Below are 22,044 nucleotides of genomic sequence, written 5' to 3'. Positions count from 1 at the left end.
GCTCAATGGCCCTCGAATTCACCCTGAACCACGTTGCTCCGGCCGCCGCCACCGTTGATTGCCTGGTGGTCGGCGCGTATGCCGACCATACCCTGACCCCGGCCGCACAGGCCCTGGACGCTGCCAGCGGCGGCCGACTGGCCTCGCTGGCCCAGCGCGGCGACCTGTCCGGCAAGACCGGCGCCACCACCCTGCTGCACGACCTGCCGGGCGTGTCCGCCCCGCGCGTGCTGGTGGTCGGCCTCGGCGACGCCGCCCGCTTCGGTGTGCCGCAGTACCTGAAGGCCGTTGGCGACGCCGTGCGCGCGCTGAAGGCCGGCGCTACCCGCAGCGCACTGTTCACCCTGTCCGAAGTGGCCATCAAGGACCGCGACGCGGCCTGGGCGATCCGCCAGGCGGTGATCGCCGCCGATCATGCCGCCTACCGCTACACCGCCACCCTGGGCAAGAAGAAGGCCGACGACGCCGGCCTGGCCCAGCTGGCCATCGCCGGCGACGACGCCCAGGCCCTGGCCCAGGGCCAGGCCATCGCCGCCGGTGTCGAGTTCGCCCGCGAGCTGGGCAACCTGCCGCCGAACTACTGCACCCCGGCCTACCTGGCCGAAGTGGGCGTGAAGTTCGCCGGCGAGCACGACGGTGCCGAAGCCGAGATCCTCGACGAGCATCAGATGGAAGCGCTGGGCATGGGCTCGCTGCTGGCCGTGGCCCGTGGTTCGGCCAACCGCCCGCGCCTGGTGGTGCTGAAGTGGACCGGTGCCGGCGACGCCAAGCCCTATGTGCTGGTCGGCAAGGGCATCACCTTCGATACCGGTGGCGTCAACCTGAAGACCCAGGGCGGCATCGAGGAAATGAAGTACGACATGTGCGGTGGCGCCAACGTCATCGGCACCTTCGTCGCCGCGGTCAAGGCCAAGCTGCCGCTGAACCTCGTCGTGGTGGTGCCGGCGGTGGAAAACGCCATCGACGGCAACGCCTACCGCCCGTCCGACGTGATCACCTCGATGTCGGGCAAGACCATCGAAGTCGGCAACACCGACGCCGAAGGCCGCCTGATCCTGTGCGACGCACTGACCTACGCGCAGCGCTTCGAACCGGCCGCGCTGGTCGACGTCGCCACCCTGACCGGTGCCTGCATGGTGGCCCTGGGTCACCAGACCGCCGGCCTGATGAGCAAGCACGACGATCTGGCCAACGAACTGCTGGCCGCCGGCGAGCACGTGTTCGACCGCGCCTGGCGCCTGCCGCTGTGGGACGAGTACCAGCCGATGCTGGATTCGACCTTCGCCGACGTCTACAACATCGGCGGCCGCTGGGCCGGTGCGATCACCGCTGGCTGCTTCCTGTCGCGCTTCGCCGAAGGCCAGCGTTGGGCCCACCTGGACATCGCCGGCGTGGCCAGCGATGAAGGCAAGCGTGGCATGGCCACCGGCCGCCCGGTCGGCCTGCTGAGCCAGTGGCTGCTGGACCAGGCCGCCCGCGCCTGATGCCGTACCCGACCCTGGCCGGCTCCCGCCGGCCGGGGCCTCGCCCGGCACCGCCGGAACCCTGCCTGACCCGGACCCTGCCATGCCCCGCGCCGACTTCTACCTGATCGCCAAGCCCCGCTTCCTGACCGAGCCGTTGCGCTTGGTCTGCGAGCTGGCACGCAAGGCCAACGACGCCGGGCTGTTCACCCTGGTGCTGGCCCGCGACCAGGCCCAGGCCGAAGAGCTGGACGAGCTGTTGTGGGCGTTCGACAACGACGCTTACATCCCGCACCAGATCGCCGGCGAGGACATGGACGAGGAAGAAGCCCTGGTGCTGATCGCCGTGCCCGGCACCGAGGCACCGGCGCGCCCGCTGGTGATCAACCTGCGCGACGAGCCCTGGCTGGGCCAGTGCGAGCGCGTGCTGGAAGTGGTTCCGGCCGATCCGGAAGCGCGCGAACCGCTGCGCGAGCGCTGGCGCCAGTACAAGGCCGCCGGTTACGACCTGAACAAGCACGACATGTAAGTCCCGCGAGGACCCCTTGATGCGCCTGCTGATCGCCCTGATTCTTCCCTGGCTGTCCTTTTTCACCATCGGCCGGCCGCTGGCCGGGATCGTCTGCCTGATCCTGCAGATCACCCTGATCGGCTGGTTGCCCGCCGCCATCTGGGCCGCCTACGCGGTCAGCCAGTACCACACCGACCAGAAGATCCGGCGCGCCCTCGGGTCGCGCTGATCTCCCTTCCGCCTTGATTACCGGTTCCCCCGCATGACCCAACTCGCCTCCAGCTACGACCCGAAGTCCTTCGAGACCGACCTCTACGAGGCCTGGGAGAAGGCCGGCCACTTCAAGCCGTCCGGCACGGGCGAGCCGTACACCATCCTGCTGCCGCCGCCGAACGTGACCGGCACCCTGCACATGGGCCACGCCTTCCAGCAGACCCTGATGGACGCGCTGGTGCGCTACCACCGCATGCGCGGCTACGACACGCTGTGGCAGGTCGGTACCGACCACGCCGGCATCGCCACCGAAATGGTGGTCAGCCGCAACCTGGCGCTGGAAGGCAAGGGCGAGACCCGCGATTCGCTGGGCCGCGAAGGCTTCATCGGCAAGGTCTGGGAGTGGAAACAGCAGTCCGGCGACACCATCGAGCGCCAGATGCGCCGCCTCGGCACCTCCGCCGACTGGTCGCGCAGCACCTTCACCATGGATCCGCAGCCGTCGGCGGCGGTCAACGAAGCCTTCGTGCGCTGGTACGAGCAGGGGCTGATCTACCGCGGCCAGCGCCTGGTCAACTGGGACCCGGTGCTGAAGACCGCCATTTCCGACCTGGAAGTGGAGAGCGCCGAGGAAGACGGCTTCCTGTGGTCGATCGCCTACACGCTGGATGACGGCCTGAGCTACGAGCACGTCGAGCGCGATGCCGACGGCGTGGAAACCCTGCGCGAAACCCGCGACTACCTGGTCGTTGCCACCACCCGCCCGGAAACCCTGCTGGGCGATACCGCGGTGATGGTGCACCCGGAAGACGAGCGTTACGCGCACCTGATCGGCAAGAGCGTGGTGCTGCCGCTGACCGGCCGTCGCGTGCCGGTGATCGCCGACGACTACGTGGACCGCGCGTTCGGCACCGGCGTGGTCAAGGTCACCCCGGCGCACGATTTCAACGACTATGAAGTGGGCGTGCGCCACAGCCTGCCAATGATCAACCTGTTCACCCCGGTGGCAGCGCTGAACGAAAACGCACCTGAGCGCTTCCAGGGGCTGGACCGCTACGAAGCACGCAAGGCCGTGCTGGCCGAGCTGGAAGACCTGGGCATCCTGGTCGAGACCAAGGCGCACAAGCTGCAGGTGCCGCGTGGCGACCGTACCGGCCAGGTGATCGAGCCCTACCTGACCGACCAGTGGTTCGTGAAGATGGACGACCTGGCCAAGCGTGGCCTGGAACTGGTCGAAGACGGTTCGATCTCGTTCGTGCCGCCGAACTGGATCAACACCTACCGCCACTGGATGAACAACATCCAGGACTGGTGCATCAGCCGCCAGCTGTGGTGGGGCCACCGCATCCCGGCGTGGTTCGACGAAGCCACCGGCAGCTGCTACGTCGGTCGCAGCGAAGAGGAAGTGCGGGCAAAGCACAACCTGGGCAGCGAGGTGGTGCTGAACCAGGAAAGCGACGTGCTGGAGACCTGGTTCTCCTCGCAGCTGTGGCCGTTCTCCACCCTGGGCTGGCCGAACGAGCAGGCCATGGCCGAGCGTGGCTTTGATCGCTACCTGCCGTCGTCGGTGCTGATCACCGGCTTCGACATCATCTTCTTCTGGGTGGCGCGCATGATCATGGCCACCGACAACCTGGTCGGGAAGATCCCGTTCAAGGACGTCTACTTCACCGGCCTGATCCGCGACGGCCAGGGCCAGAAGATGTCCAAGAGCAAGGGCAACGTGCTCGACCCGCTGGACATCATCGACGGCATCACCATCGACGACCTGGTCGCCAAGCGCACCGGCGGCCTGATGCAGCCGAAGATGGTGGAGAAGATCGAGAAGGCCACCCGCAAGGAATTCCCGGACGGCATTGCTGCCCATGGTGCCGATGCGCTGCGCTTCACCATCGCTGCGCTGGCCACCCACGGCCGCGACATCAAGTTCGACATGAACCGCGCGGAAGGCTACAAGAACTTCTGCAACAAGCTGTGGAACGCCAGCCGCTTCGCGCTGATGAACACCGAGGGCGCGGCGTTCACCGGCGTTCCCAAGCCGCGTACCGATGCCGAGCGCTGGATCCTCTCGCGCCTGGCCGCCACCACCGCCGAAGCGCAGGGCCACTACGCCAACTACCGCTTCGACCTGCTGGCGCAGTGCCTGTACGAGTTCGCCTGGAACGCGTTCTGCGACTGGTTCCTGGAACTGAGCAAGCCGGCCCTGAACGGTGCCGACGCCGCCGATGCCGAAAGCACCCGCCACACCCTGCTGTACGTACTGGAAGCGCTGCTGCGCCTGCTGCACCCGCTGACCCCGTTCATTACCGAACAGCTGTGGCAGCAGCTGGCCCCGCGCCTGGGCCTGGCCGAAACCACGCTGTCGCTGCGCCCGTACCCGACCGCGGCCGAGTTCGAAGGCGATTTCGCCCAGGCCGAGGCCGACGTGGAATGGCTGAAGGCGGTGATCAGTGCCGTGCGCCGCGTGCGCAGCGAACTGAACGTCGCCCCGTCCAAGCTGGTGCCGCTGCGCCTGCAGGCCGGGCTGGAACAGGACCGCGTGCGCATCGAACGCTTCAGCGCCTCGCTGTCGTTCCTGCTCAAGCTGGACAGCATCCAGTGGCTGGCCGAAGGCGAAAGCGCACCGCCGGCCGCCGCCGCGATCGTCGGTGAACTGAAGCTGCTGGTGCCGCTGGAAGGCCTGGTCGATCTCGATGCAGAGCGCGTGCGCCTGGACAAGGAAATCGCCCGCGTCGAAGCCGAAAAGGAAAAGAGCGAGACCAAGCTGGCCAAGTTCACCGACAAGGTGCCGCCGGCCGTGGTCGAGCAGGAGCGCGTGCGGCTGGCCGACTGGAACACCCAGCTGGCCGGCCTGCGCGAGCAGCGCGCGAAGCTGTAACGTCGCACCCTGGTGCGTGCCAACCAAGGTTGGCACCTACCACAGTGGAAAACGTTGGCACCCATCGAAGCGGAATCGGAAACGCCGGGCATTGCCCGGCGTTTCCATTTCCCCCGCATGGCATCATCGCCCGATGCCTCTTTCCATCTTCCTGCTGGTCCTCGCGGCGGCGGCCCTGCACGCCAGCTGGAATGCGATCGTCAAACGCGGGCCGGACAAGTTCCTCGGCACCGTGCTGGTCACCGGCAGCGCCGCGCTGCTGTCGGCGGCCGCCCTGCCCTTCCTGCCGTTCCCGGCCGCGCACAGCTGGCCCTGGCTGGCTGCATCCGTGCTGCTGCAGGTGACCTATTACGGCCTGGTGGCACGCTGCTACCAGCAGGTCGACATGAGCCTGGCCTATCCGCTGATGCGTGGCAGCGCGCCGATCCTGGTTGCGCTGGCCGGCACCCTGCTGGGCGAGCAACTGCCACCTGCCGCGTGGCTGGGCGTGGTACTGGTGAGCACCGGCATCCTGTGCATGGCACTGGGTGCACGGGGCGGCCAGCTGCGCCTGCCACTGCTGACCGCGGCAATGATCGCCACCTACACCCTGGTCGATGCGCAGGGTGCGCGCCAGTCCGGCAGCGCGCTCAGTTACACGCTGTGGCTGTTCCTGCTGTCCGGCATTCCGCTGCCACTGTGGGCGTTGTACACCCGGCGTGGTGCGGTGTTGGTCTATGCACGCCAGCATTGGCCACTGGGCCTGGCCGGCGGCATCGGCACCACGGCGTCCTATGCGATGGCCTTGTGGGCGATGACCCAGGCCCCGGTGGCGATGGTCTCGGCACTGCGTGAATCGTCGATCCTGTTCGCGCTGCTGATCTCGGTGTTCCTGCTGCGCGAGCGGATCCCGCGTGCGCGCTGGCTGGCGGCGTCGCTCATCGTCGGCGGCGTATTGGCCTTGCGGCTGGCGTAGAGGCTGTGCCGGCCGCTGGCCGGCAACCCTTCTCCACTACAACGGCGGCATCGCCTGCAGGTCGCCGTCGACCAGCTCGATCGCCATCACCACCGCATCCTCGCGGCCCTGTGCCGCCGGGTAGTAGCGTGGACGGCGGCCGATCTCGTTGAAACCTTCGCTGTGGTACAGGGCCAGCGCAGGTGTATTGGACGGACGCACTTCCAGGAACACGCGGTGGGCACCCCGGTTGCCCGCCAGCTGCACCAGTGCGCGCAGCAGTTGGCGACCCAGCCCACGCGACTGCGCCAGCGGATCGATGCAGATGTTCAACACATGTGCCTCGTCGGCGGCAATGCTGAGCACGCCGTAGCCGATCAGCTGGCCATCGCGCTCCATCGCCAGGCCGGGATAACCGGCACGCAGGCAATCAACGAAGATGCCGCGGGTCCATGGAAACGGATAGCCACGCACTTCGATCGCCATCACCGCATTGAGGTCGCTCTCGCGCAATGCGCGCAGGCTGACCGGGCCGGGCTGGCTGACCGCGCTCATGCACTGCCCCGCTTGCGCAGGGCACGCAACTGCGGCCACAACGCACGCTTGGCGGCCGGATCCCGGCGCAGCTGGTCCAGCGGCCAACTGTCCATCAGCGCCTGCGTGGCGGGATCGCTGGGATTGCAGCCGGAGGCACGCAGCAGTGCGATCTGCAGGCGATCCGGGAGCCGCACCACCGGTTGCCGTGCATTGCCTCCCGGCAGCGGACGGACCGGTGCCGGCGCGGTATCCGGTGCGGTGACGGGGGTCTCGCGACGCGGCGGTGCCGGGCGTTCCTGGCGAGGAGCGGGTGCGGCTTCGGCAGGGTGTTCCCGCATGGAGGCCGAACCCGCCCGCACCGGCTCCGCCGAAGCCGCTGCGGCCGCATCGGCTTCGGCCACGCTCAATTGCAGCGCGGCGTCCAGTTCGGCGGCCAGCTGGCCGTCGTGATACACGGTGTAGCCCATGGCCTGCAGCCAGGCCTGCTGGGCCGGTGACCACAGCACGGGCAGGTCCTGGCTCACGCGGCCTCGGGCTTCTTGCGCAGGCGCTGCACGGCCCACATCACAGGGCCGGACAAGGCGTACAGGATGCCCACCACGAACAGCACACGCGGCAGATCAATGACCGCGATGGCGATCGCCACCGGCACCAGGGCCAGCACCAGGAATGGCACACGGTCGGAACGGCTGCCCTTGGCGGCACCGCCCTTGAAGCTCCAGAAGCGGATGCGGCTGACCATCAGCAACGCCGCGACGATCGTCACCGCCAGCGCCACGTAGCGCAGCTGGTTGCCGTCCCAGCCCAGGTTGCCATCGGCAAAGGCCCAGACGAAGGACATCATCAGGCCTGCCGCAGCCGGGCTGGCCAGGCCGACGAACCAGCGCTTGTCGACCACCGCCACCTGGGTGTTGAAACGGGCCAGGCGCAGTGCCGCGCAGGCGGCATACAGGAACGCCACCGCCCAGCCGACCCGCCCGAGCAGCGGGTCATCGAACTTCAGCCACGACAGCGACCAGTGGTACATCACCAGTGCCGGGGCCATGCCGAAGCTGACCAGGTCGGCCAGGGAGTCGTACTGCACGCCGAATTCGCTGCTGGTGCCGGTCAGGCGCGCCACGCGCCCGTCCAGGCCGTCCATCACCGCCGCCACGAACACGGCGATGCTGGCATTGACGAAATCCCCGTTGGCCGCGGCGATGATCGCGTAGAAGCCGGCGAACAGGCCAGCGGTGGTGAACAGGTTGGGCAGCAGGTAAATCGTGCGCGAACGCGGCGGCGGTGTGATCGGGTCCATGGAATCCAGTTTAATCGACTTGCCAGTGCTCGGCGCCAATGCTGCAATCGGCGTTCTACGCCCATTCCATGGAGTTTGCCATGCGTGCCCTGTCCTGCCTTGGATGCCTGCTGCTGTTGGCCAGTGCCAACGCCGTGGCCGGCCCGGTCTACAAATGGAAGGACGCCAATGGCGTGACCCAGTACTCGGAGACCCCGCCGGCCGGCAAGAAGTTCGAGACCCGCGAGCAGTCCCGCAGCCCGCAGGCCGCGGCCAGTGCCGAGACCCCGGCCACACCCGTGCCGGAGCAGTGCAGCACCGCCCGTGCCAACCTGGCCCTGCTGGAAGGCTCCGGCCAGGTGATGCAGGACACCAATGGCGACGGCAAGGCCGATACCGCGTTGACCCCGGAACAGCGCAGCGCGCAGAAGGGATTGGCTGAAGCGGCCATCAAGGCGTACTGCCCGGCGGAGTGAGGGTATCGGCAGGGCTTGCAGCCCTGCACCTGCCGAAGCAACGTCAACGTCAAACGCGGCATTCCGTGGGATGGCAGGGCACTGTGGGTTTGCGGGGCCGCCGTGAACCCGTCCATGGGGGCTTGGTCGCGGCATCCATGCCGCTCACACCCCGCAAACCCACAGTACCCCGCCTTCGACAGTAGGCCGGTGGCCAGTAGATCCACGCCATGCGTGGATGAAATCTGTCAGATCTCGAATTGAATCCGGGGTCAGATCCGTTTTCCTGCGGAAAACGGATCTGACCCCCCGGAGCCATTCCGATAGCTCGCAGGAAACTGTCGAAGGCGGGGTGGGTCCGGTTGCGGGAGTGTCCGCGGCATGGATGCCGCGGCCAAGCCCCCAGGGATGGGTTTACGGCGTCCCCCGCAACCGGACCCACCCCGCCCTACCACGGGAAACCCGCTGTTGCTGTTGCTGTTGACGTTGCGTGAGGCGGGTGCAGGGCGCAGCCCTGCCGATACCCCTCCCCCCGGCCGGGCTGGCAGAATAGGCGTCTCTGCCGTTATCCGAAGCCGACGATGCGCCTCTCCCAGTTCCACCTGCACACCACCAAGGAAACCCCCAGCGACGCCGAGCTCACCAGCCACCGGCTGATGCTGCGCGCGGGCATGATCCGCAAGCTGGCATCGGGCCTCTACACCTGGTCGCCGCTGGGCCTGCGCGTGCTGCGCAAGGTCGAGCGCATCGTGCGCGAGGAAATGGACCGTGCCGGTGCCGTGGAATTCCAGATCCCGACCATCCAGCCGAAGGAACTGTGGGAGCAGACCGGTCGCTGGCAGAAGTTTGGCCCGCAGCTGCTGAAGATCAAGGACCGCAAGGACCAGGTGTTCTGCTACAGCCCGACCGCCGAAGAAGCCGCCTGCGACTTCGCGCGCAGCGAGCTGTCCAGCTACAAGCAGCTGCCGGTGAACTTCTACCAGGTGCAGACCAAGTTCCGCGACGAGATCCGCCCGCGCTTCGGTGTGATGCGTTCGCGCGAGTTCCTGATGAAGGACGCCTATTCGTTCCACCTGCACGATGAATGCCTGGTGCGCGAGTACGAGAACATGAAATCGGCCTACAGCCGCATCTTCACCCGCCTCGGCCTGGATTTCCGCATGGTGCAGGCCGACTCCGGTGCGATCGGCGGTGATGCTTCGCAGGAATTCCACGTGATCGCCGATTCCGGTGAAGACGCGCTGGTGTTCTCCACCGGCTCGGACTACGCAGCAAACATGGAGGCGGCGATTGCGGCCGATCCGGCTCCCCGTGCGGCCGCCAGCGAAGCAATGCGCAAGGTCGACACGCCCACCCAGAAGACCTGCGAGGACGTCGCCGCCCTGCTCGGCATCGACCTGCAGCGCACGGTGAAGTCGGTGGCGCTGATCGCCGGTGAAGGCGAGGCACAGCAGTTCGTGCTGGTGCTGGTGCGCGGCGACCACGAGGTCAACGAGATCAAGCTGGCCAAGGTTGCTGGCCTGGACGAGCAGCGCTTCGCCAGCGAAGCGGAGATCGCCGATCACCTGGGCAGCGTGCCGGGCTTCCTCGGCCCGGTCGCACCGGCCAAGGCCATCCGCGTGGTGGCCGACCGCGAAGTGGCAGCGATGTCCGACTTCGTCGTCGGCGCCAACGAGGCCGGTTTCCATCTGGCCGGCGTCAACTGGGGCCGTGACCTGCCGGAACCGGAAGTGGCGGACATCCGCAACGTGCGTGCCGGTGACCGCGCGCTGGACGGCGGCGAACTGAAGATCGCCCGCGGCATCGAAGTCGGCCACGTATTCCAGCTCGGCCGCAAGTACGCCGAAGCGCTGGATGCCACCGTGCTGGACGAGAACGGCAAGGCCGCGGTGATGGCGATGGGCTGCTATGGCATCGGTATCTCGCGCGTGGTGGCTGCCGCGATCGAACAGAACCATGACGATGCCGGCATCATCTGGCCCGACGCGATGGCGCCGTGGCAGGTGGTGGTGTGCGTGATCAACCCGAAGGGCGACGCTGCCGTGGCCGACGCCGCTGCCAATCTGCTGCAGGAACTTCGCGACGCCGGCCTCGACGCCGCGCTGGACGACCGTGGCCTGCGCCCGGGCGCGATGTTCGCCGACATGGAACTGATCGGCATCCCGCACCGCGTGGTGGTGAGCGAGCGCGGCCTGGCCGCCGGCACCTACGAGTACCGCTCGCGCCGCGCCAGCGAAGCGGAAAGCCTGGACAAGGCCACCCTGCTGCAGCGACTGCAGGGCTGATCGTAGAAAGACCGGGGCATGCCCCGGTCTTTTTTTGCATTCCCGCCACGTCACCGATATTGCAGCGGACATAATCCGGTCAAAATCGACGCGATGCAGCCGGCATGCCGCCAAGCCCTGTCCCGTCTGCATTTGTGCTTGGAATAATTCATCTCTATTCTGTGCTGCGACGCCATGGACTGGCTCGTCCCGTCCACACATTAGTTTCCGGAGTAACCGTAAATGAGCATTGACCTGACCGGCCTGTCGGCACGCGAACTGGGCGCCCTGATCCGCACCGCCAAGAAGCAGCAGACCATCGTCGCCAAGCGCCGGCCGATCACCAAGGTCCGGGCCCAGCTGTCCAAGCTGGCCAAGACCGAGGGTTACACCATCGAAGAGCTGTTCGGCGGCGCCCCGGCCCCGCGCGCGCGCAAGGCCGCCCCGGCAGCCAAGGCACCGTCCAAGACCGCCGGCCGCAAGCTGGGCAAGGTTGCACCGAAGTACCGCAACCCGGCCAACCCGAAGGAAACCTGGACCGGCCGTGGCAAGCAGCCGCGCTGGATGGCCGAGCTGACCGCCAAGGGCAACAAGAAGCCGGAAGATTTCCTGATCAAGAAGGCCTGAGGGCGGATCGGGTTGGAATGAAAAACGCCGGCGAAAGCCGGCGTTTTCCTTGGATAGCGCCGGGCCATGCCCGGCGAGCGCAGCGGTTGGTTTCCCGATCCGCCGGGCACGGCCCGGCGCTACCGTCCTTCGATCACAACGTCTTGCGGGCCGGCATCAGCAGGTTGCCGAACAGCAGGCCGGCCACCAGCGCCATCACCACGTTGAGTACGGTGAGGAACACGCTCTGGCCGGCACCCACGTCCTGCTGCTGGACCAGGGTCAGTACGCCGCGCAGGCTGGTGCTGCCGGGCACCATCATGATGATGCCGGGCAGGCGGATGATCGCACCCGGGCGGCCAACGAGGCGGCCAAACAGATTGCCACCGGCGGTCAGCAGCATCGCCGACAGGAAGATGCCGGCCGGCGCCCCCCAGGCGTGGCCACCGAACTTGGAGATCGCATAACCAGCCACCGAGGCCGCGATCACCCACGGATAATCGCGGCGGTTGGCCTTGAACAGCATCGCGAAGGCAAACGCCGCGGTCAGCAGTGAACCCCACTCCACCCACGGCCCCTGCGGCCGCGTGGCACGAATCACCGGATCAAGGCCGAGCACATCGGCCAGGGTCACCGCGATCATCGCGCCGACGCTGAGCTTCATGATGGTGGTCAGCGCACCGGCGAAGCGCGCGGTCCCCGATACCCAGTGCTGACTGGCCAGTTCATTGACCGCATTGGTCAGCGACATGCCGGGCAGCAGCACCACCAGCGAGGCGATGATCACCGTGTTGAGGTTGAGTGCGCCGACAAAGGACGCGACCAGGGTTGCGACCATGCCGGCCAGCAGCGCCGCCAGCGCCTCGGCCGCTTCGCGGGTGGCCGGGCGACGGTCGGTGACCATGCCGAGCAGGCCGATCATCAGGCCGATGACTCCGGCGGTCGCGATGTCCAGCCACGGCAGCTTCCACATGCCGGCCACGCCGGCCGCGCCGAGGGTGAACGAAAGAATGGTGCGCAGCTTGCCGCGCCGGCCCGGATCCTTGTCCAGCTGGCGCAGCGCGGTGTGGCCCTGGGCAATGCTCATCCGCCCGTTGGCCACTTCCTCGGCGATGTGGTCGGCGACACTGAGCTTGTGCAGGTCATTCTCACCGGGTGCCAGGCGGATCACGCGGGTGATGTCGCTGGAGCCGATCGCCTGCGCCGGGTCGCTGAAGCTGAGGATGATACCGGTGGGATTCGACCACGGTTCACAATCCAGATCGAGCTGGCGGGCCAGTGCCACCACCGCCGTTTCCAGGCGCTGGGCCGTTGTGCCATAGCTGTGCAGGCGTCCGGCGATCTCGGAAACGAAGGCCACGCGCTGCGCGTAGGTGGCCTGGGGCGTGGGGATCGTGTGAGCGTCTGCGGACATGCGCCGTAGTATTACCTAGGCTGGGCCTTACCGGAGAAATTCATCCGAGTTCGACGCGAAGCCCGATACAGAACGGTTATGCTGCGACCCGAATGGCCCAAGTGACCCCGAACCACGCCCCCCAGCTCGAACAGGATGCCCATGACCCGGGCCTGATCCGCCTGTCCGGCACCTGGACCTTGAAGACCGCGCTGGCCGCGGCCGAAGTCCTGCGCGGCGTTCCCGACACGCTGACCGGCATCGATGCCACCGGCATCGAGAAGATGGATTCGGCCGGCGTGCTGCAGGTACTGCGCGTGGCCCATCGCGCCGACCTTGGCGAGGACGCACTGCAGTTCCGCCCGGATCACCAGGCGCTGGTGTGCACCATCGAGGAAGTGGCCGACGACCGGCCCCGACCCAAGCGCGATTTCGGCGTGCTGGCCGCGCTGGAACGGCTCGGTGTCAGCGTCCATGCCACTGGCCACAACATCAAGGCGCTGTGCAGTTTCCTCGGCGAAAACCTGGTCAAGGCGGCCCGGCTGGTCAAGGAACCCCGTCGCTTCCGCCTGACCGCGACCGTGCACCAGATGGAGCAGGTCGGGCTGGACGCAGTACCACTGGTGGCGCTGCTGTCGTATCTGGTCGGCGCGGTGATCGCCTTCCTCGGTTCGACCATCCTGCGCGACTTCGGCGCCGAGATCTACGTGGTCGAGCTGGTCAACATCGCCTTCCTGCGCGAGTTCGCCGTGCTGCTGACCGCGATCGTGCTGGCCGGCCGCACCGCCAGTGCCTTCACCGCGCAGATCGGCGCCATGAAGGCGCGTGAGGAAATCGATGCGATGCGCACGCTGGGCCTGGACCCGATCGACCTGCTCGTGCTGCCACGCTTGATGGCGCTGCTGGTCACCCTGCCCCTGCTGACCTTCATCGCGATGGTCGCTGGCCTGGCCGGCGGTATCACTGTCGGCGCGTTCGACCTCGACATCCCGCCGCAGATGTACATCGCGCGCATGCACGAGACCATGGAAGTGCGGCACATGCTGGTCGGCCTGTCGAAGGCGCCGGTGTTCGCACTGGTGATCGGCCTGATCGGCTGCCTGGAAGGCCTGAAGGTGGAGGGCACGGCGCAGTCGGTCGGTGAACGCACCACCTCCAGCGTGGTGCAGACCATCTCGCTGGTGATCATCATCGACGCCTTCGCGGCGTTGTGGTTCATGCACATGGACTGGTGACATGAGCACGCATACGACTCCCGAAGAAATCCCCATGCAGGACGGCGAAGGACACGACCTGGCCATCCGCGTGCGCGGGCTGGTCAACCGCTTCGGCAGCCAGACCGTGCATGAAGACCTGGACCTGGACGTGCGCCGCGGCGAGATCCTGGGCGTGGTCGGTGGCTCGGGCACCGGCAAGTCGGTGCTGATGCGTTCGATCCTCGGCCTGCGCACGCCCGATGCCGGCCAGATCGAAGTGCTCGGCCGCGATGCGCGTGCCGACGATGCCGAGAGCCGCCTGCACATCGAGCGCAATACCGGCGTGCTGTTCCAGGACGGCGCCCTGTTCTCGTCGCTGACCGTGGGCGAGAACGTGCAGGTGCCGCTGAAGGAACACCACCGCGAACTGCCCGAGCGCTGGCACTACGAACTGGCGCTGCTGAAAGTGAAGCTGGCCGGCCTGCCCGCCGATGCGATCAACAAGCTGCCCTCGCAGCTGTCCGGCGGCATGCGCAAGCGTGCGGGCCTGGCCCGGGCGCTGGCGCTGGACCCACCCCTGCTGTTCCTGGATGAACCCACTGCCGGCCTCGACCCGATTGGTGCGGCGGCATTTGACCGCCTGATCAAGACCCTGCAGGAAGCGCTGGGGCTGACCGTGTTCCTGATCACCCACGACCTGGACACGCTGTATGCGATCTGCGACCGGGTGGCGGTGATCGCCGACCGCAGGGTGGTGGCCAACGCGCCGCTGCCGGACATCGAGAAACTGGATCATCCGTGGATCCAGGAATACTTCCACGGACCGCGTGCGCGTGCCGCGCGCGGCGAACAGATCGAGAGTGCCTGAGCCATGGAAACCAAAGCCAACTACGTGCTGATCGGCGCGTTCACCCTGATCACCGGCCTGGCCCTGCTGGCCTTCGGCCTGTGGGCGGCCAAGTACTCCTCCGACCGCACCTGGCAGGAATACCGCGTGGTGTTCCGCGAGGCGGTGACCGGCCTGTCGGTGGGCAGTCCGGTGCAGTACAACGGCATCGCGGTCGGTTCGATCATCGAACTGAACCTGGTGCCGGACGACCCGCGCCAAGTGGTCGCGCGCATCCGCCTGAACTCGACCACCCCGGTCAAGACCGATACCCGTGCCAAGCTGGCGATCACCAGCCTGACCGGGCCATCGATCATCCAGCTCAGCGGCGGCACGCCGCAGTCGCCGGCGCTGACCACGGTCAACAAGGATCCGGCCCCGATCATCCCGACCACGCCATCGGCGCTGCAGAACATCACCGACGTCGCCAACCGCATCGTCGAGCGCATGGACCAGATCCTCAGCGACCGCAACGTGGCCTCGATCAACGCCACGCTGGCCAACCTGGAGACCATCAGCGGCGGCCTGGCCGACCGCGACCAGGGCACCCAGGCGCTGCTGCTCAGCGCGCGCGATGCCGCACGCAGCCTGGACACCACGCTGAAGACCACCAACGGCACCATCGAGCGCCTGGACAAGAACCTGGTGCAGCAGCTGCCGGGCATCATCGACAAGCTGGACGGCACCCTGGCCAAGCTTGACTCGGCCGCCGGCAATGCAGATTCGATCCTTGGCGAGAACCGCGCCGCGATCAACAGCTTCGCCAACGATGGCCTCGGCCAGCTCGGCCCGACGCTGACCGAACTGCGCGGCCTGATCCGCGACCTGCGCCGGGTCAGCGACCGCCTCGAGAACAACCCCGCGCGCTATCTGCTGGGCCGCGACGCACCGAAGGAGTTCGAACCCAAATGAGCCCGATGCCCCTTCCGCGCCTGCTGCTGGCCGCTTCGCTGGTCACCCTGCTGGGCGGCTGCTCCATCCTTGGCAGCAGCGAGAAAACCGCAGTGACGCTGTACTCGCCCGCCGTGCAGGTGAAGGCCGATCCGGCGTGGCCGCAGGCCAGCTGGCAGCTGGTACTGGCCAAGCCCAGCGCCGCACGCATGGTCGACAGCCCGCGCATCAACGTGCGGCCGACCCCGTCGCAGCTGGAGATCTACAAGGGCGCCAGCTGGGCACAGCCGGCCACCGACATGATCGAGGACACCCTGCTGCGTGGCTTCGAGGACTCCGGCCGCATCCGCGGCGTGGCCCGCAGTACCGCCGGCATCCGCGCCGACTACAAGCTGTCCACCGACGTACGCCGCTTCGAATCGGACTACCAGGGCCAGGCGACGCCGACGGTGGTGATCGAGGTCAACGCCAAACTGATCCACGTCGCCGACCAGCGCGTGGTGGCCGACCGCACCTTCCGCCAGGCACAGCCGGTCGGCAGCACCGATGTGCCGGCCGTGACCGCCGCTTTCGAGCGCGGCCTGCAGCAGCTGGCGCAGGACATGGTGGGCTGGACGCTGGTCAGCGGGCAGAACGACACCACGGCGGCCAAGCGCTGACCCCCGTCCGTATCAACGCGGCGTGATCCAGCGGAACGTCAGGTTGATCCGCTCGCCCTTCACGCGCGCCATCTTCGGCAGCGCGTGCTGGTAATAACGCTGGGTCTGCCCGGCCATCACCAACAGGTCGCCATGGCCAAGCAGATACTCCGCCTTGCGCGCCGGATCATCGCGCCGGCGCAGCAGGAAACGCCGCGGCGCGCCCAGGCTCAACGAGGCGATCACCGGGGCCGGCCCCAGTTCGGGCTCGTCGTCACTGTGCCAGCCCATGTAGTCGCCGCCGCCGCGATAGCGGTTCAGCAGCACGCTGTTGAAGCGGCCGAGGCCATCGTCCTGCAGGCGCTCGCGCATGCCCAGCAGTGACCGCGGCCACGGCTGCGGCACGAATTCCGCCCCCGAGTAGCGATAACGCGCCTGCGGGTCGCCAATCCAGCAGCTCAACCGTGGCGAATCCACCCAGTTGCCGAACATGCGGATGCGATGCACCTCCCACGGCACGCCGGCCTGCAGATCGCGCTGCAAGGCATCGGCCTCGGCGGGACACAGCCAGGCCTGGCGGTGCTGGACGTCGGCATCGGGAAGGTCGTGGGGGAACAGCATGGCGGCACAGTAGCACCTGGTGGATTTGCTGTTGCAGCGGCGATTGCCGGAAAATGAGGACAGTCCCGCTGCTGGCCCCGAACAATGCGCACTCTTTCCCTTGCCAGGCTTCATCGATGAGCGGTGCGGCGTCCGGAGTCCGGCAGCTCACCTTCTCGGTCCTGCGCACACTGTTCCGCGCCCTGCCGATGCCGGCGTCGCTGCGTGATCGGCTGCGCAACCGGGGCCTGGACCGTATTGGCAGCTGGAGTCCGCCTCCGCCGCGTGGTCGCATCGGCGCCACTGCCGACGGCATCCGTCCACTGCAGCGCGCCGATGAACGTGCGATCGGCTACGCCGCTGCGGAAGAGGCGCCCCTGCCGGCAGCACTGCCGGCGACATTGGTGGCCTTCTACCTGCCGCAGTTCCATCCGTTCGAAGAGAACGATGCCTGGTGGGGCAAGGGCTTCACCGAATGGCGCAACGTCAGCCGTGCCCTGCCGCAGTTCGAGGGACATGTGCAGCCGCGCCTGCCCGGTGATCTGGGCTTCTACGACCTTCGTGTTGGCGAGACGCTGCGCGCGCAGGCGCGGTTGGCGGCCGACCATGGCATCGGCGCATTCTGCTTCTATTTCTACTGGTTCAGTGGCCACACGCTGATGGAGCAGCCCCTGCGCCAGTGGCTGGCCGACAGCACGATTGAACTGCCGTTCTGCCTGTGCTGGGCCAACGAGAACTGGACCCGACGCTGGGATGGGCGCAACCAGGATGTACTGATCGGCCAACAGCACAGTGCCGGGGATGACCTGGCGTTCATCGCCCACGTTGCCGATTACCTGCGCGACCCCCGTGCATTGAAGGTCGAGGGACGACCGGTGCTGTTGCTGTACCGGCCGCAGTTGCTGCCCGATCCCAAGGCCACGGCGGCGCGCTGGCGTGGCTGGTGCCGCGACAACGGCATCGGCGAGATTCATCTGGCCTACGTGCAGAGTTTCGAACGCCCGGATCCGCGCGATATCGGCTTCGATGCCGCGGTGGAATTCCCACCGAACATTGCCGCCCCGCGCCAGCTGAACACCACGCAGTTCCTGCTCAATCCCGAGTACGAAGGCGACGTGCGCGACTGGCGTGAACTGGCGGCACAGATGCGCCGTGCACCACTGGCGGACTATCCGTTGTATCCAGGCGTCAACCCGGGCTGGGACAACGAAGCACGCCGCCCGGGACGCGGCCGCGTGCTGCTGCATGCTTCGCCGCGTGGCTACAGCGACTGGTTGCACGACACGGTGCACCAGCGCCTGCGTGATGTAGCGCCCGCTCGGCGTCTGGTGTTCATCAATGCCTGGAACGAATGGGCGGAAAGCGCGGTTCTTGAACCGGATGCCCGTCTCGGCCATGCCTGGCTGCAGGCCACCCGGCGCGCGTTGGTCCCCTCGCAGGCCGCTCCGTCGCGTCCCTGCATCGTCATCCACGCGTGGTACCTGGATGCGCTGCCGGAGCTGTTGCAGGCGGTGAAGGACAGCGGGCTACAGGCACGCCTGGTCATCACCACCACAGGGGAGCGCCAGGCGCAGGTGCAGTCGATCATCGACGCGCAGGGCCTGACCGCTGAAATCTGGGTCTACGACAACCACGGCCGTGACATCCTGCCGTTCCTGCACGCAGCCGACCGGTTGCTGCAGCAGAACGAATCACTGGTGCTGAAGCTGCATACCAAGCGCTCCAGCCATCGCGACAACGGCGACCAGTGGCGGCGCGAGATGGTCCAAGCGCTGCTGGGCACTGCCCAGGCTGCTGCGAACCTGGCACATCTGCAGGCCGATCCACGTATCGGCCTGATGGCTCCAGCAGGCCACCTGCTGAACGTGGCCGACTACATCGGCGGCAATGCACTGCGCATGGAGCGGCTCTGGGCATTGCTGGGCCTGGACAGCGCACCCGGCGATGGACAGTTCGCGTCCGGCAGCATGTTCTGGGTACGCCTCCCGGCGCTGCGCCCCCTGCTCGATGCCCATCTACTGCCGAGCATGTTCGACACCGAAGCCGGGCAGATCGATGGCACGCTTGCGCATGCCATCGAACGTGCGACCGGAGCCGTCGTGTCCGCTGCCGGGTTCACCGTGGCCGACACCTCCGAGGTGGAAGGCGCTCCCCCGCGTGCTTCCTCCTCGGAATATGCTTACGCCCGAGGACGCTGAGGCCGCGGCCTCAGCTGCGCGCAAACGCCACGCCGGTCTTCTCCTTCAGCTCCTCGTCGCCCACACCCGGCGCCGCTTCCACCAGGACCAGACCGGCATCGGTGACGTCGAACACGGCCAGGTCGGTGATGATGCGGTCGACCACGCCGACGCCGGTCAGCGGCAGCGTGCATTCGGCCAGGATCTTGTGCTCGCCGTTCTTCGCGGTGTGTTCCATCAGCACCACCACGCGCTGCACGCCGGCCACCAGGTCCATCGCGCCGCCCATGCCCTTGACCATCTTGCCGGGCACCATCCAGTTGGCCAGGTCGCCCTTGTCGGTGACCTGCATGGCGCCGAGGATGGCCAAGTTGACGTGGCCGCCTCGGATCATCGCGAAGCTGTCATGGCTGCCGAAATAGCTGGCACCGGCACGCGCGGTGACGGTCTGCTTGCCGGCATTGATCAGGTCCGCGTCGACTTCGGCTTCGGTCGGGAACGGGCCGATGCCAAGCAGGCCATTTTCCGACTGCAGCCACACGTCCACGCCCTCGGGGATGTGGTTGGCGACCAGGGTCGGCAGGCCGATGCCCAGGTTCACGTAGGCGCCGTCAGTCAGTTCCAGAGCAGCGCGCGCTGCCATCTCGTCACGGGTCCACGCCATGTCAGTTGCCCTCCGCACGGATGGTGCGCTGTTCGATGCGTTTTTCAGGGTTCGCGTTGTGCACGATGCGGTGCACGTAGATGCCCGGCAGGTGCACCTGGTCCGGATCGATGTCGCCGACCGGCACCACCTCCTCCACCTCCACGATGCAGACCTTGCCGGCCATCGCGCAGGCCGGGTTGAAGTTGCGCGCGGTCTTGCGGAACACCAGGTTGCCGGCTTCGTCGGCCTTCCACGCCTTGACCAGCGCCACGTCGGCGCGCAGTGCGGTTTCCATCACGTAGTGCTTGCCGTCGAACTCGCGGGTTTCCTTGCCTTCGGCCACCACCGTGCCGTAGCCGGTGGCGGTGAAGAATGCCGGGATGCCTGCGCCACCGGCGCGCAGGCGCTCGGCCAGGGTGCCCTGCGGATTGAATTCGAGTTCCAGTTCGCCGGCCAGGAACTGCCGCTCGAACTCCTTGTTCTCGCCCACGTAGGACGAAATCATCTTCCTGATCTGCCGCGTCTCCAGCAGCTGGCCCAGGCCGAAGCCATCGACCCCCGCGTTGTTGGAGATCACGGTCAGGCCCTTTGCCCCGCTGTCGCGCAGCGCGGCGATCAGCGCCTCGGGAATGCCGCACAGGCCGAAGCCTCCGACAGCCAGGGTCTGGCCATCGGCGATGACGCCCTGAAGGGCCTCCGCCGCGCTGGCGAAGCGCTTGTTGCGCTTGCCGGTGGAAGTCACGTGTTCCATTTCTACAGCCCCACACGGGAAGAATGAGCGCATTCTAGCGCTACACCTGCCTACCGCTGGGATGCGCCGCAGCATGGCGCCACGGCGCGTTCCGACTCAGCGGGTGCGCGGCATCTTCGCCGCGACGCGATGTTCCAGCGCCAGCAGCACCGCAAACCCGAGCAACAGTGTTACCGGCATGCGGACACGGTCGACACTGGTGCGCAGGTGCCAGTCCAGGTCATGCGGTGTTCCGAGGTAGACCAGGAACAGCACCGCTGCGTACGCCAGCGCCACCAGCGCGGCGGCCGATGCCGCCGGAACCCGCAGCACCGGGCGCCAGAGCACTGCCAGCACCAGCAACGGCACCAGCACCCACACATCCAGCAGCAGGCGACCGACGATCGGCAGGGTACCGCCTTCGCTGCCAAGCCGCGCCAACAGCTGCGCCTTCATGTCACTTCCCGCCAGGTCATTGCCCACCCCTGCCTGCCCGACGGCCAGCTTCCATGCCAGCAATGGCAGCAGGGCCACAACCGCGGCCAGGAGGATGCGCCAGCCCAGACGGCGCTCACGCAGCACGCCTTCGCCCAGCACCACGGCCGTCAACAGAGCCGCAAGCACGGCGCCCTCGTTCTTCAACATCGACAGCACGGCCACCAGCAAGGTGAATGCGACCAGCTCACGACCACCACCATGCTCCCCGGACATGCGGTGACGCATCGCTGTCGCCACGGCAGCGACGGCGTAGACCGCCACCAGCGGATCCATGTAGCCGTTGATCAGCATGTCGCGCCCCAGGCGCAGCAGCAGCACTGCGAACAGCACTCCGCACCAGCGCCATCGGAAACTCGGGACGATCAGCAGCAGCGCCGGCAGCAGCAGCAGCGGTGCCACCGCCTTGGGCAGCAGTTCGTTCCAGTGCCCGGCCAAACCTGCTGCACAGGCCATCAACAACGGAACCAGCGCGGGATAGTCGTTGTGGCTCCACGGCGCGTAATCATCCAGCTGGGCGTACAACGTGCCCTCCAGGTAGATCCGCTTGGCATGGAAGAGCCAGATTGAACGCGGGTCCCAGCCATCGCTGGGGCTTCCCAGTGCGATCAACACCAGCACCAGAACGGCCAGGACCAGAGGTGCGGTACGCAGGTCACGCACGGCTGGCAGGGCGAGCAGCGCGCTGAGCACGACCGCGCCGAATGCCACCTGTACCGGCCAGCCCATCAGGCCCACGGCGGCCAGGCCGTAGCAGAAAAGAATGGAGACCAGCATGGCCAGCGCCGCACGGCGCCCTGGTTCAGTGGCAGTCAGCAAGAACGACATCTCCGCTCCTCCCCTGGACGTGGCACTGGTCAACCAGCGGATCACCGGCCCTAAGCAGGCGCTGCGGGGTATCGGTATCGCTGAACCGGACCGGATACAGCGCCTCCCACATGCGTTGCTGGATCAAGGGATCGTCCTTCAGCCCCTGCCCGAGCGAAAGCAGCGAAGGCGCGATCGGCTGCGCGCGTACCAGATCGCGTGCATCCACCACCTCACGTGGTACGGATGCGTCGAATCCCGCGTCCTCAGCGAAGGCCTGGCGCAGCAGCGACGTCTGATAGTCCGATCGCTTGGCGACCGATACGAGGGAAGCGGCCAACAGCAGCACCAGGATCCCGGCAATCGCCAGGTCCCGGCGCGTAGTGCGCAGGGGGGAAGAGGTGGAGGTCATGTCATCCATGAAACGTTTCAGGGAACCAACGGAAAA

General features: G+C 67.2%; 22 protein-coding genes. 13 read left to right on the top strand and 9 right to left on the bottom strand.

The window, feature by feature from the left end:
• Window positions 1-5 precede the first annotated feature (5 nt).
• The 5 genes from EZ304_RS12330 to EZ304_RS12310 all read left to right on the top strand — a co-directional run bounded on the left by EZ304_RS12330 (window position 6) and on the right by EZ304_RS12310 (window position 6,020).
• Window positions 6-1,484 carry a leucyl aminopeptidase gene (locus EZ304_RS12330; RefSeq protein WP_142807214.1) on the top strand — a complete coding sequence of 493 codons (1,479 nt, stop codon included), beginning with the start codon at window positions 6-8 and terminating at the stop codon, window positions 1,482-1,484.
• An 82-nt stretch (window positions 1,485-1,566) separates the two neighbouring features.
• On the top strand, window positions 1,567-1,992 hold the full coding sequence (locus EZ304_RS12325) for a DNA polymerase III subunit chi (RefSeq protein WP_005415211.1): 426 nt from the start codon (window positions 1,567-1,569) through the stop codon (window positions 1,990-1,992).
• Between the two features lie 19 nt (window positions 1,993-2,011).
• Complete coding sequence (locus EZ304_RS12320) at window positions 2,012-2,203, top strand: YqaE/Pmp3 family membrane protein (RefSeq protein ID WP_014035920.1); 192 nt, start codon at window positions 2,012-2,014, stop codon at window positions 2,201-2,203.
• Window positions 2,204-2,236: 33 nt separating this feature from the next.
• Window positions 2,237-5,065: a valine--tRNA ligase gene (locus EZ304_RS12315; RefSeq protein ID WP_142807213.1), complete on the top strand. Its 2,829-nt coding sequence runs from the start codon at window positions 2,237-2,239 to the stop codon at window positions 5,063-5,065.
• 133 nt (window positions 5,066-5,198) lie between these two features.
• Window positions 5,199-6,020, top strand: a complete 822-nt coding sequence (locus EZ304_RS12310; RefSeq protein WP_142807212.1) for an EamA family transporter — start codon at window positions 5,199-5,201, stop codon at window positions 6,018-6,020.
• Window positions 6,021-6,056: 36 nt separating this feature from the next.
• On the opposite strand, the gene rimI is transcribed toward EZ304_RS12310, so the two are convergent.
• The 3 genes from rimI to pssA are packed head-to-tail and all read right to left on the bottom strand — an operon-like array spanning window position 6,057 to window position 7,833.
• A complete protein-coding gene (gene rimI, locus EZ304_RS12305) occupies window positions 6,057-6,554 on the bottom strand; it encodes a ribosomal protein S18-alanine N-acetyltransferase (RefSeq protein ID WP_099551394.1) in 498 nt (165 codons plus the stop codon).
• A complete protein-coding gene (locus EZ304_RS12300) occupies window positions 6,551-7,060 on the bottom strand; it encodes a hypothetical protein (protein WP_142807211.1) in 510 nt (169 codons plus the stop codon). The genes rimI and EZ304_RS12300 overlap by 4 nt, the downstream gene beginning before the upstream one ends.
• Window positions 7,057-7,833: a CDP-diacylglycerol--serine O-phosphatidyltransferase gene (pssA, locus tag EZ304_RS12295; RefSeq protein ID WP_099551396.1), complete on the bottom strand. Its 777-nt coding sequence runs from the start codon at window positions 7,831-7,833 to the stop codon at window positions 7,057-7,059. Before pssA ends, EZ304_RS12300 begins: the two co-directional genes overlap by 4 nt.
• Before the next feature lie 80 nt (window positions 7,834-7,913).
• Between pssA and EZ304_RS12290 the strand changes: the two genes are divergently transcribed.
• The 3 genes from EZ304_RS12290 to EZ304_RS12280 all read left to right on the top strand — a co-directional run bounded on the left by EZ304_RS12290 (window position 7,914) and on the right by EZ304_RS12280 (window position 11,158).
• Entirely contained in the window at window positions 7,914-8,288 is a 375-nt protein-coding gene (locus tag EZ304_RS12290; protein WP_142807210.1) for a DUF4124 domain-containing protein, read from the top strand.
• A gap of 560 nt (window positions 8,289-8,848) precedes the next feature.
• Window positions 8,849-10,552, top strand: a complete 1,704-nt coding sequence (locus tag EZ304_RS12285) for a proline--tRNA ligase (protein WP_099551397.1) — start codon at window positions 8,849-8,851, stop codon at window positions 10,550-10,552.
• Window positions 10,553-10,774: 222 nt separating this feature from the next.
• Complete coding sequence (locus EZ304_RS12280; protein WP_099551398.1) at window positions 10,775-11,158, top strand: H-NS family nucleoid-associated regulatory protein; 384 nt, start codon at window positions 10,775-10,777, stop codon at window positions 11,156-11,158.
• Between the two features lie 133 nt (window positions 11,159-11,291).
• On the opposite strand, the gene EZ304_RS12275 is transcribed toward EZ304_RS12280, so the two are convergent.
• On the bottom strand, window positions 11,292-12,551 hold the full coding sequence (locus EZ304_RS12275; RefSeq protein ID WP_005408003.1) for a threonine/serine ThrE exporter family protein: 1,260 nt from the start codon (window positions 12,549-12,551) through the stop codon (window positions 11,292-11,294).
• A gap of 92 nt (window positions 12,552-12,643) precedes the next feature.
• Here EZ304_RS12275 and EZ304_RS12270 point away from each other — a divergent pair, with 92 nt between their 5' ends.
• From EZ304_RS12270 to EZ304_RS12255, 4 genes are read left to right on the top strand one after another with little or no spacing between them, the layout of a single operon-like run.
• Window positions 12,644-13,765, top strand: coding sequence for an ABC transporter permease (locus tag EZ304_RS12270; protein ID WP_049427915.1), 1,122 nt, complete (start codon window positions 12,644-12,646; stop codon window positions 13,763-13,765).
• Window position 13,766: 1 nt separating this feature from the next.
• Window positions 13,767-14,594, top strand: a complete 828-nt coding sequence (locus tag EZ304_RS12265) for an ABC transporter ATP-binding protein (RefSeq protein WP_142807209.1) — start codon at window positions 13,767-13,769, stop codon at window positions 14,592-14,594.
• A 3-nt stretch (window positions 14,595-14,597) separates the two neighbouring features.
• A complete protein-coding gene (locus EZ304_RS12260) occupies window positions 14,598-15,524 on the top strand; it encodes an MlaD family protein (protein ID WP_033835489.1) in 927 nt (308 codons plus the stop codon).
• Window positions 15,521-16,162, top strand: coding sequence for an ABC-type transport auxiliary lipoprotein family protein (locus tag EZ304_RS12255; RefSeq protein WP_099551400.1), 642 nt, complete (start codon window positions 15,521-15,523; stop codon window positions 16,160-16,162). Before EZ304_RS12260 ends, EZ304_RS12255 begins: the two co-directional genes overlap by 4 nt.
• A gap of 12 nt (window positions 16,163-16,174) precedes the next feature.
• On the opposite strand, the gene EZ304_RS12250 is transcribed toward EZ304_RS12255, so the two are convergent.
• Entirely contained in the window at window positions 16,175-16,762 is a 588-nt protein-coding gene (locus EZ304_RS12250) for an alpha-ketoglutarate-dependent dioxygenase AlkB family protein (protein ID WP_142807208.1), read from the bottom strand.
• A 116-nt stretch (window positions 16,763-16,878) separates the two neighbouring features.
• On the opposite strand from EZ304_RS12250, the gene EZ304_RS12245 reads away from it, so the two are divergent.
• Complete coding sequence (locus EZ304_RS12245) at window positions 16,879-18,939, top strand: glycoside hydrolase family 99-like domain-containing protein (RefSeq protein ID WP_142807207.1); 2,061 nt, start codon at window positions 16,879-16,881, stop codon at window positions 18,937-18,939.
• A 10-nt stretch (window positions 18,940-18,949) separates the two neighbouring features.
• Here the strand turns inward: EZ304_RS12245 and EZ304_RS12240 are convergent, their stop codons facing one another.
• The 4 genes from EZ304_RS12240 to EZ304_RS12225 form a co-directional block, all read right to left on the bottom strand.
• Window positions 18,950-19,582, bottom strand: a complete 633-nt coding sequence (locus EZ304_RS12240; RefSeq protein ID WP_099551403.1) for a CoA transferase subunit B — start codon at window positions 19,580-19,582, stop codon at window positions 18,950-18,952.
• 1 nt (window position 19,583) lies between these two features.
• Window positions 19,584-20,315: a CoA transferase subunit A gene (locus EZ304_RS12235; protein ID WP_099551404.1), complete on the bottom strand. Its 732-nt coding sequence runs from the start codon at window positions 20,313-20,315 to the stop codon at window positions 19,584-19,586.
• 96 nt (window positions 20,316-20,411) lie between these two features.
• Complete coding sequence (locus EZ304_RS12230) at window positions 20,412-21,617, bottom strand: hypothetical protein (RefSeq protein WP_142807206.1); 1,206 nt, start codon at window positions 21,615-21,617, stop codon at window positions 20,412-20,414.
• Window positions 21,592-22,017: a hypothetical protein gene (locus tag EZ304_RS12225; RefSeq protein ID WP_142807205.1), complete on the bottom strand. Its 426-nt coding sequence runs from the start codon at window positions 22,015-22,017 to the stop codon at window positions 21,592-21,594. Before EZ304_RS12225 ends, EZ304_RS12230 begins: the two co-directional genes overlap by 26 nt.
• Window positions 22,018-22,044 lie beyond the last annotated feature (27 nt).

This window comes from Stenotrophomonas maltophilia (assembly GCF_006974125.1).
Taxonomy (GTDB): domain Bacteria; phylum Pseudomonadota; class Gammaproteobacteria; order Xanthomonadales; family Xanthomonadaceae; genus Stenotrophomonas; species Stenotrophomonas maltophilia_O.
The sequence above is the reverse complement of the archived record's forward strand: the minus strand, read 5'-3'. Positions and strand labels throughout refer to the sequence as shown.

Coding starts and splice junctions, on each gene's coding strand:
- EZ304_RS12330 (WP_142807214.1), top strand. CDS start 6: ATGGCCCTCGAATTCACCCTGAACCACGTTGCTCCGGCCGCCGCCACC.
- EZ304_RS12325 (WP_005415211.1), top strand. CDS start 1,567: ATGCCCCGCGCCGACTTCTACCTGATCGCCAAGCCCCGCTTCCTGACC.
- EZ304_RS12320 (WP_014035920.1), top strand. CDS start 2,012: ATGCGCCTGCTGATCGCCCTGATTCTTCCCTGGCTGTCCTTTTTCACC.
- EZ304_RS12315 (WP_142807213.1), top strand. CDS start 2,237: ATGACCCAACTCGCCTCCAGCTACGACCCGAAGTCCTTCGAGACCGAC.
- EZ304_RS12310 (WP_142807212.1), top strand. CDS start 5,199: ATGCCTCTTTCCATCTTCCTGCTGGTCCTCGCGGCGGCGGCCCTGCAC.
- rimI (WP_099551394.1), bottom strand. CDS start 6,554: ATGAGCGCGGTCAGCCAGCCCGGCCCGGTCAGCCTGCGCGCATTGCGC.
- pssA (WP_099551396.1), bottom strand. CDS start 7,833: ATGGACCCGATCACACCGCCGCCGCGTTCGCGCACGATTTACCTGCTG.
- EZ304_RS12290 (WP_142807210.1), top strand. CDS start 7,914: ATGCGTGCCCTGTCCTGCCTTGGATGCCTGCTGCTGTTGGCCAGTGCC.
- EZ304_RS12285 (WP_099551397.1), top strand. CDS start 8,849: ATGCGCCTCTCCCAGTTCCACCTGCACACCACCAAGGAAACCCCCAGC.
- EZ304_RS12280 (WP_099551398.1), top strand. CDS start 10,775: ATGAGCATTGACCTGACCGGCCTGTCGGCACGCGAACTGGGCGCCCTG.
- EZ304_RS12275 (WP_005408003.1), bottom strand. CDS start 12,551: ATGTCCGCAGACGCTCACACGATCCCCACGCCCCAGGCCACCTACGCG.
- EZ304_RS12270 (WP_049427915.1), top strand. CDS start 12,644: ATGGCCCAAGTGACCCCGAACCACGCCCCCCAGCTCGAACAGGATGCC.
- EZ304_RS12265 (WP_142807209.1), top strand. CDS start 13,767: ATGAGCACGCATACGACTCCCGAAGAAATCCCCATGCAGGACGGCGAA.
- EZ304_RS12260 (WP_033835489.1), top strand. CDS start 14,598: ATGGAAACCAAAGCCAACTACGTGCTGATCGGCGCGTTCACCCTGATC.
- EZ304_RS12255 (WP_099551400.1), top strand. CDS start 15,521: ATGAGCCCGATGCCCCTTCCGCGCCTGCTGCTGGCCGCTTCGCTGGTC.
- EZ304_RS12250 (WP_142807208.1), bottom strand. CDS start 16,762: ATGCTGTTCCCCCACGACCTTCCCGATGCCGACGTCCAGCACCGCCAG.
- EZ304_RS12245 (WP_142807207.1), top strand. CDS start 16,879: ATGAGCGGTGCGGCGTCCGGAGTCCGGCAGCTCACCTTCTCGGTCCTG.
- EZ304_RS12240 (WP_099551403.1), bottom strand. CDS start 19,582: ATGGCGTGGACCCGTGACGAGATGGCAGCGCGCGCTGCTCTGGAACTG.
- EZ304_RS12235 (WP_099551404.1), bottom strand. CDS start 20,315: ATGGAACACGTGACTTCCACCGGCAAGCGCAACAAGCGCTTCGCCAGC.
- EZ304_RS12230 (WP_142807206.1), bottom strand. CDS start 21,617: ATGTCGTTCTTGCTGACTGCCACTGAACCAGGGCGCCGTGCGGCGCTG.
- EZ304_RS12225 (WP_142807205.1), bottom strand. CDS start 22,017: ATGGATGACATGACCTCCACCTCTTCCCCCCTGCGCACTACGCGCCGG.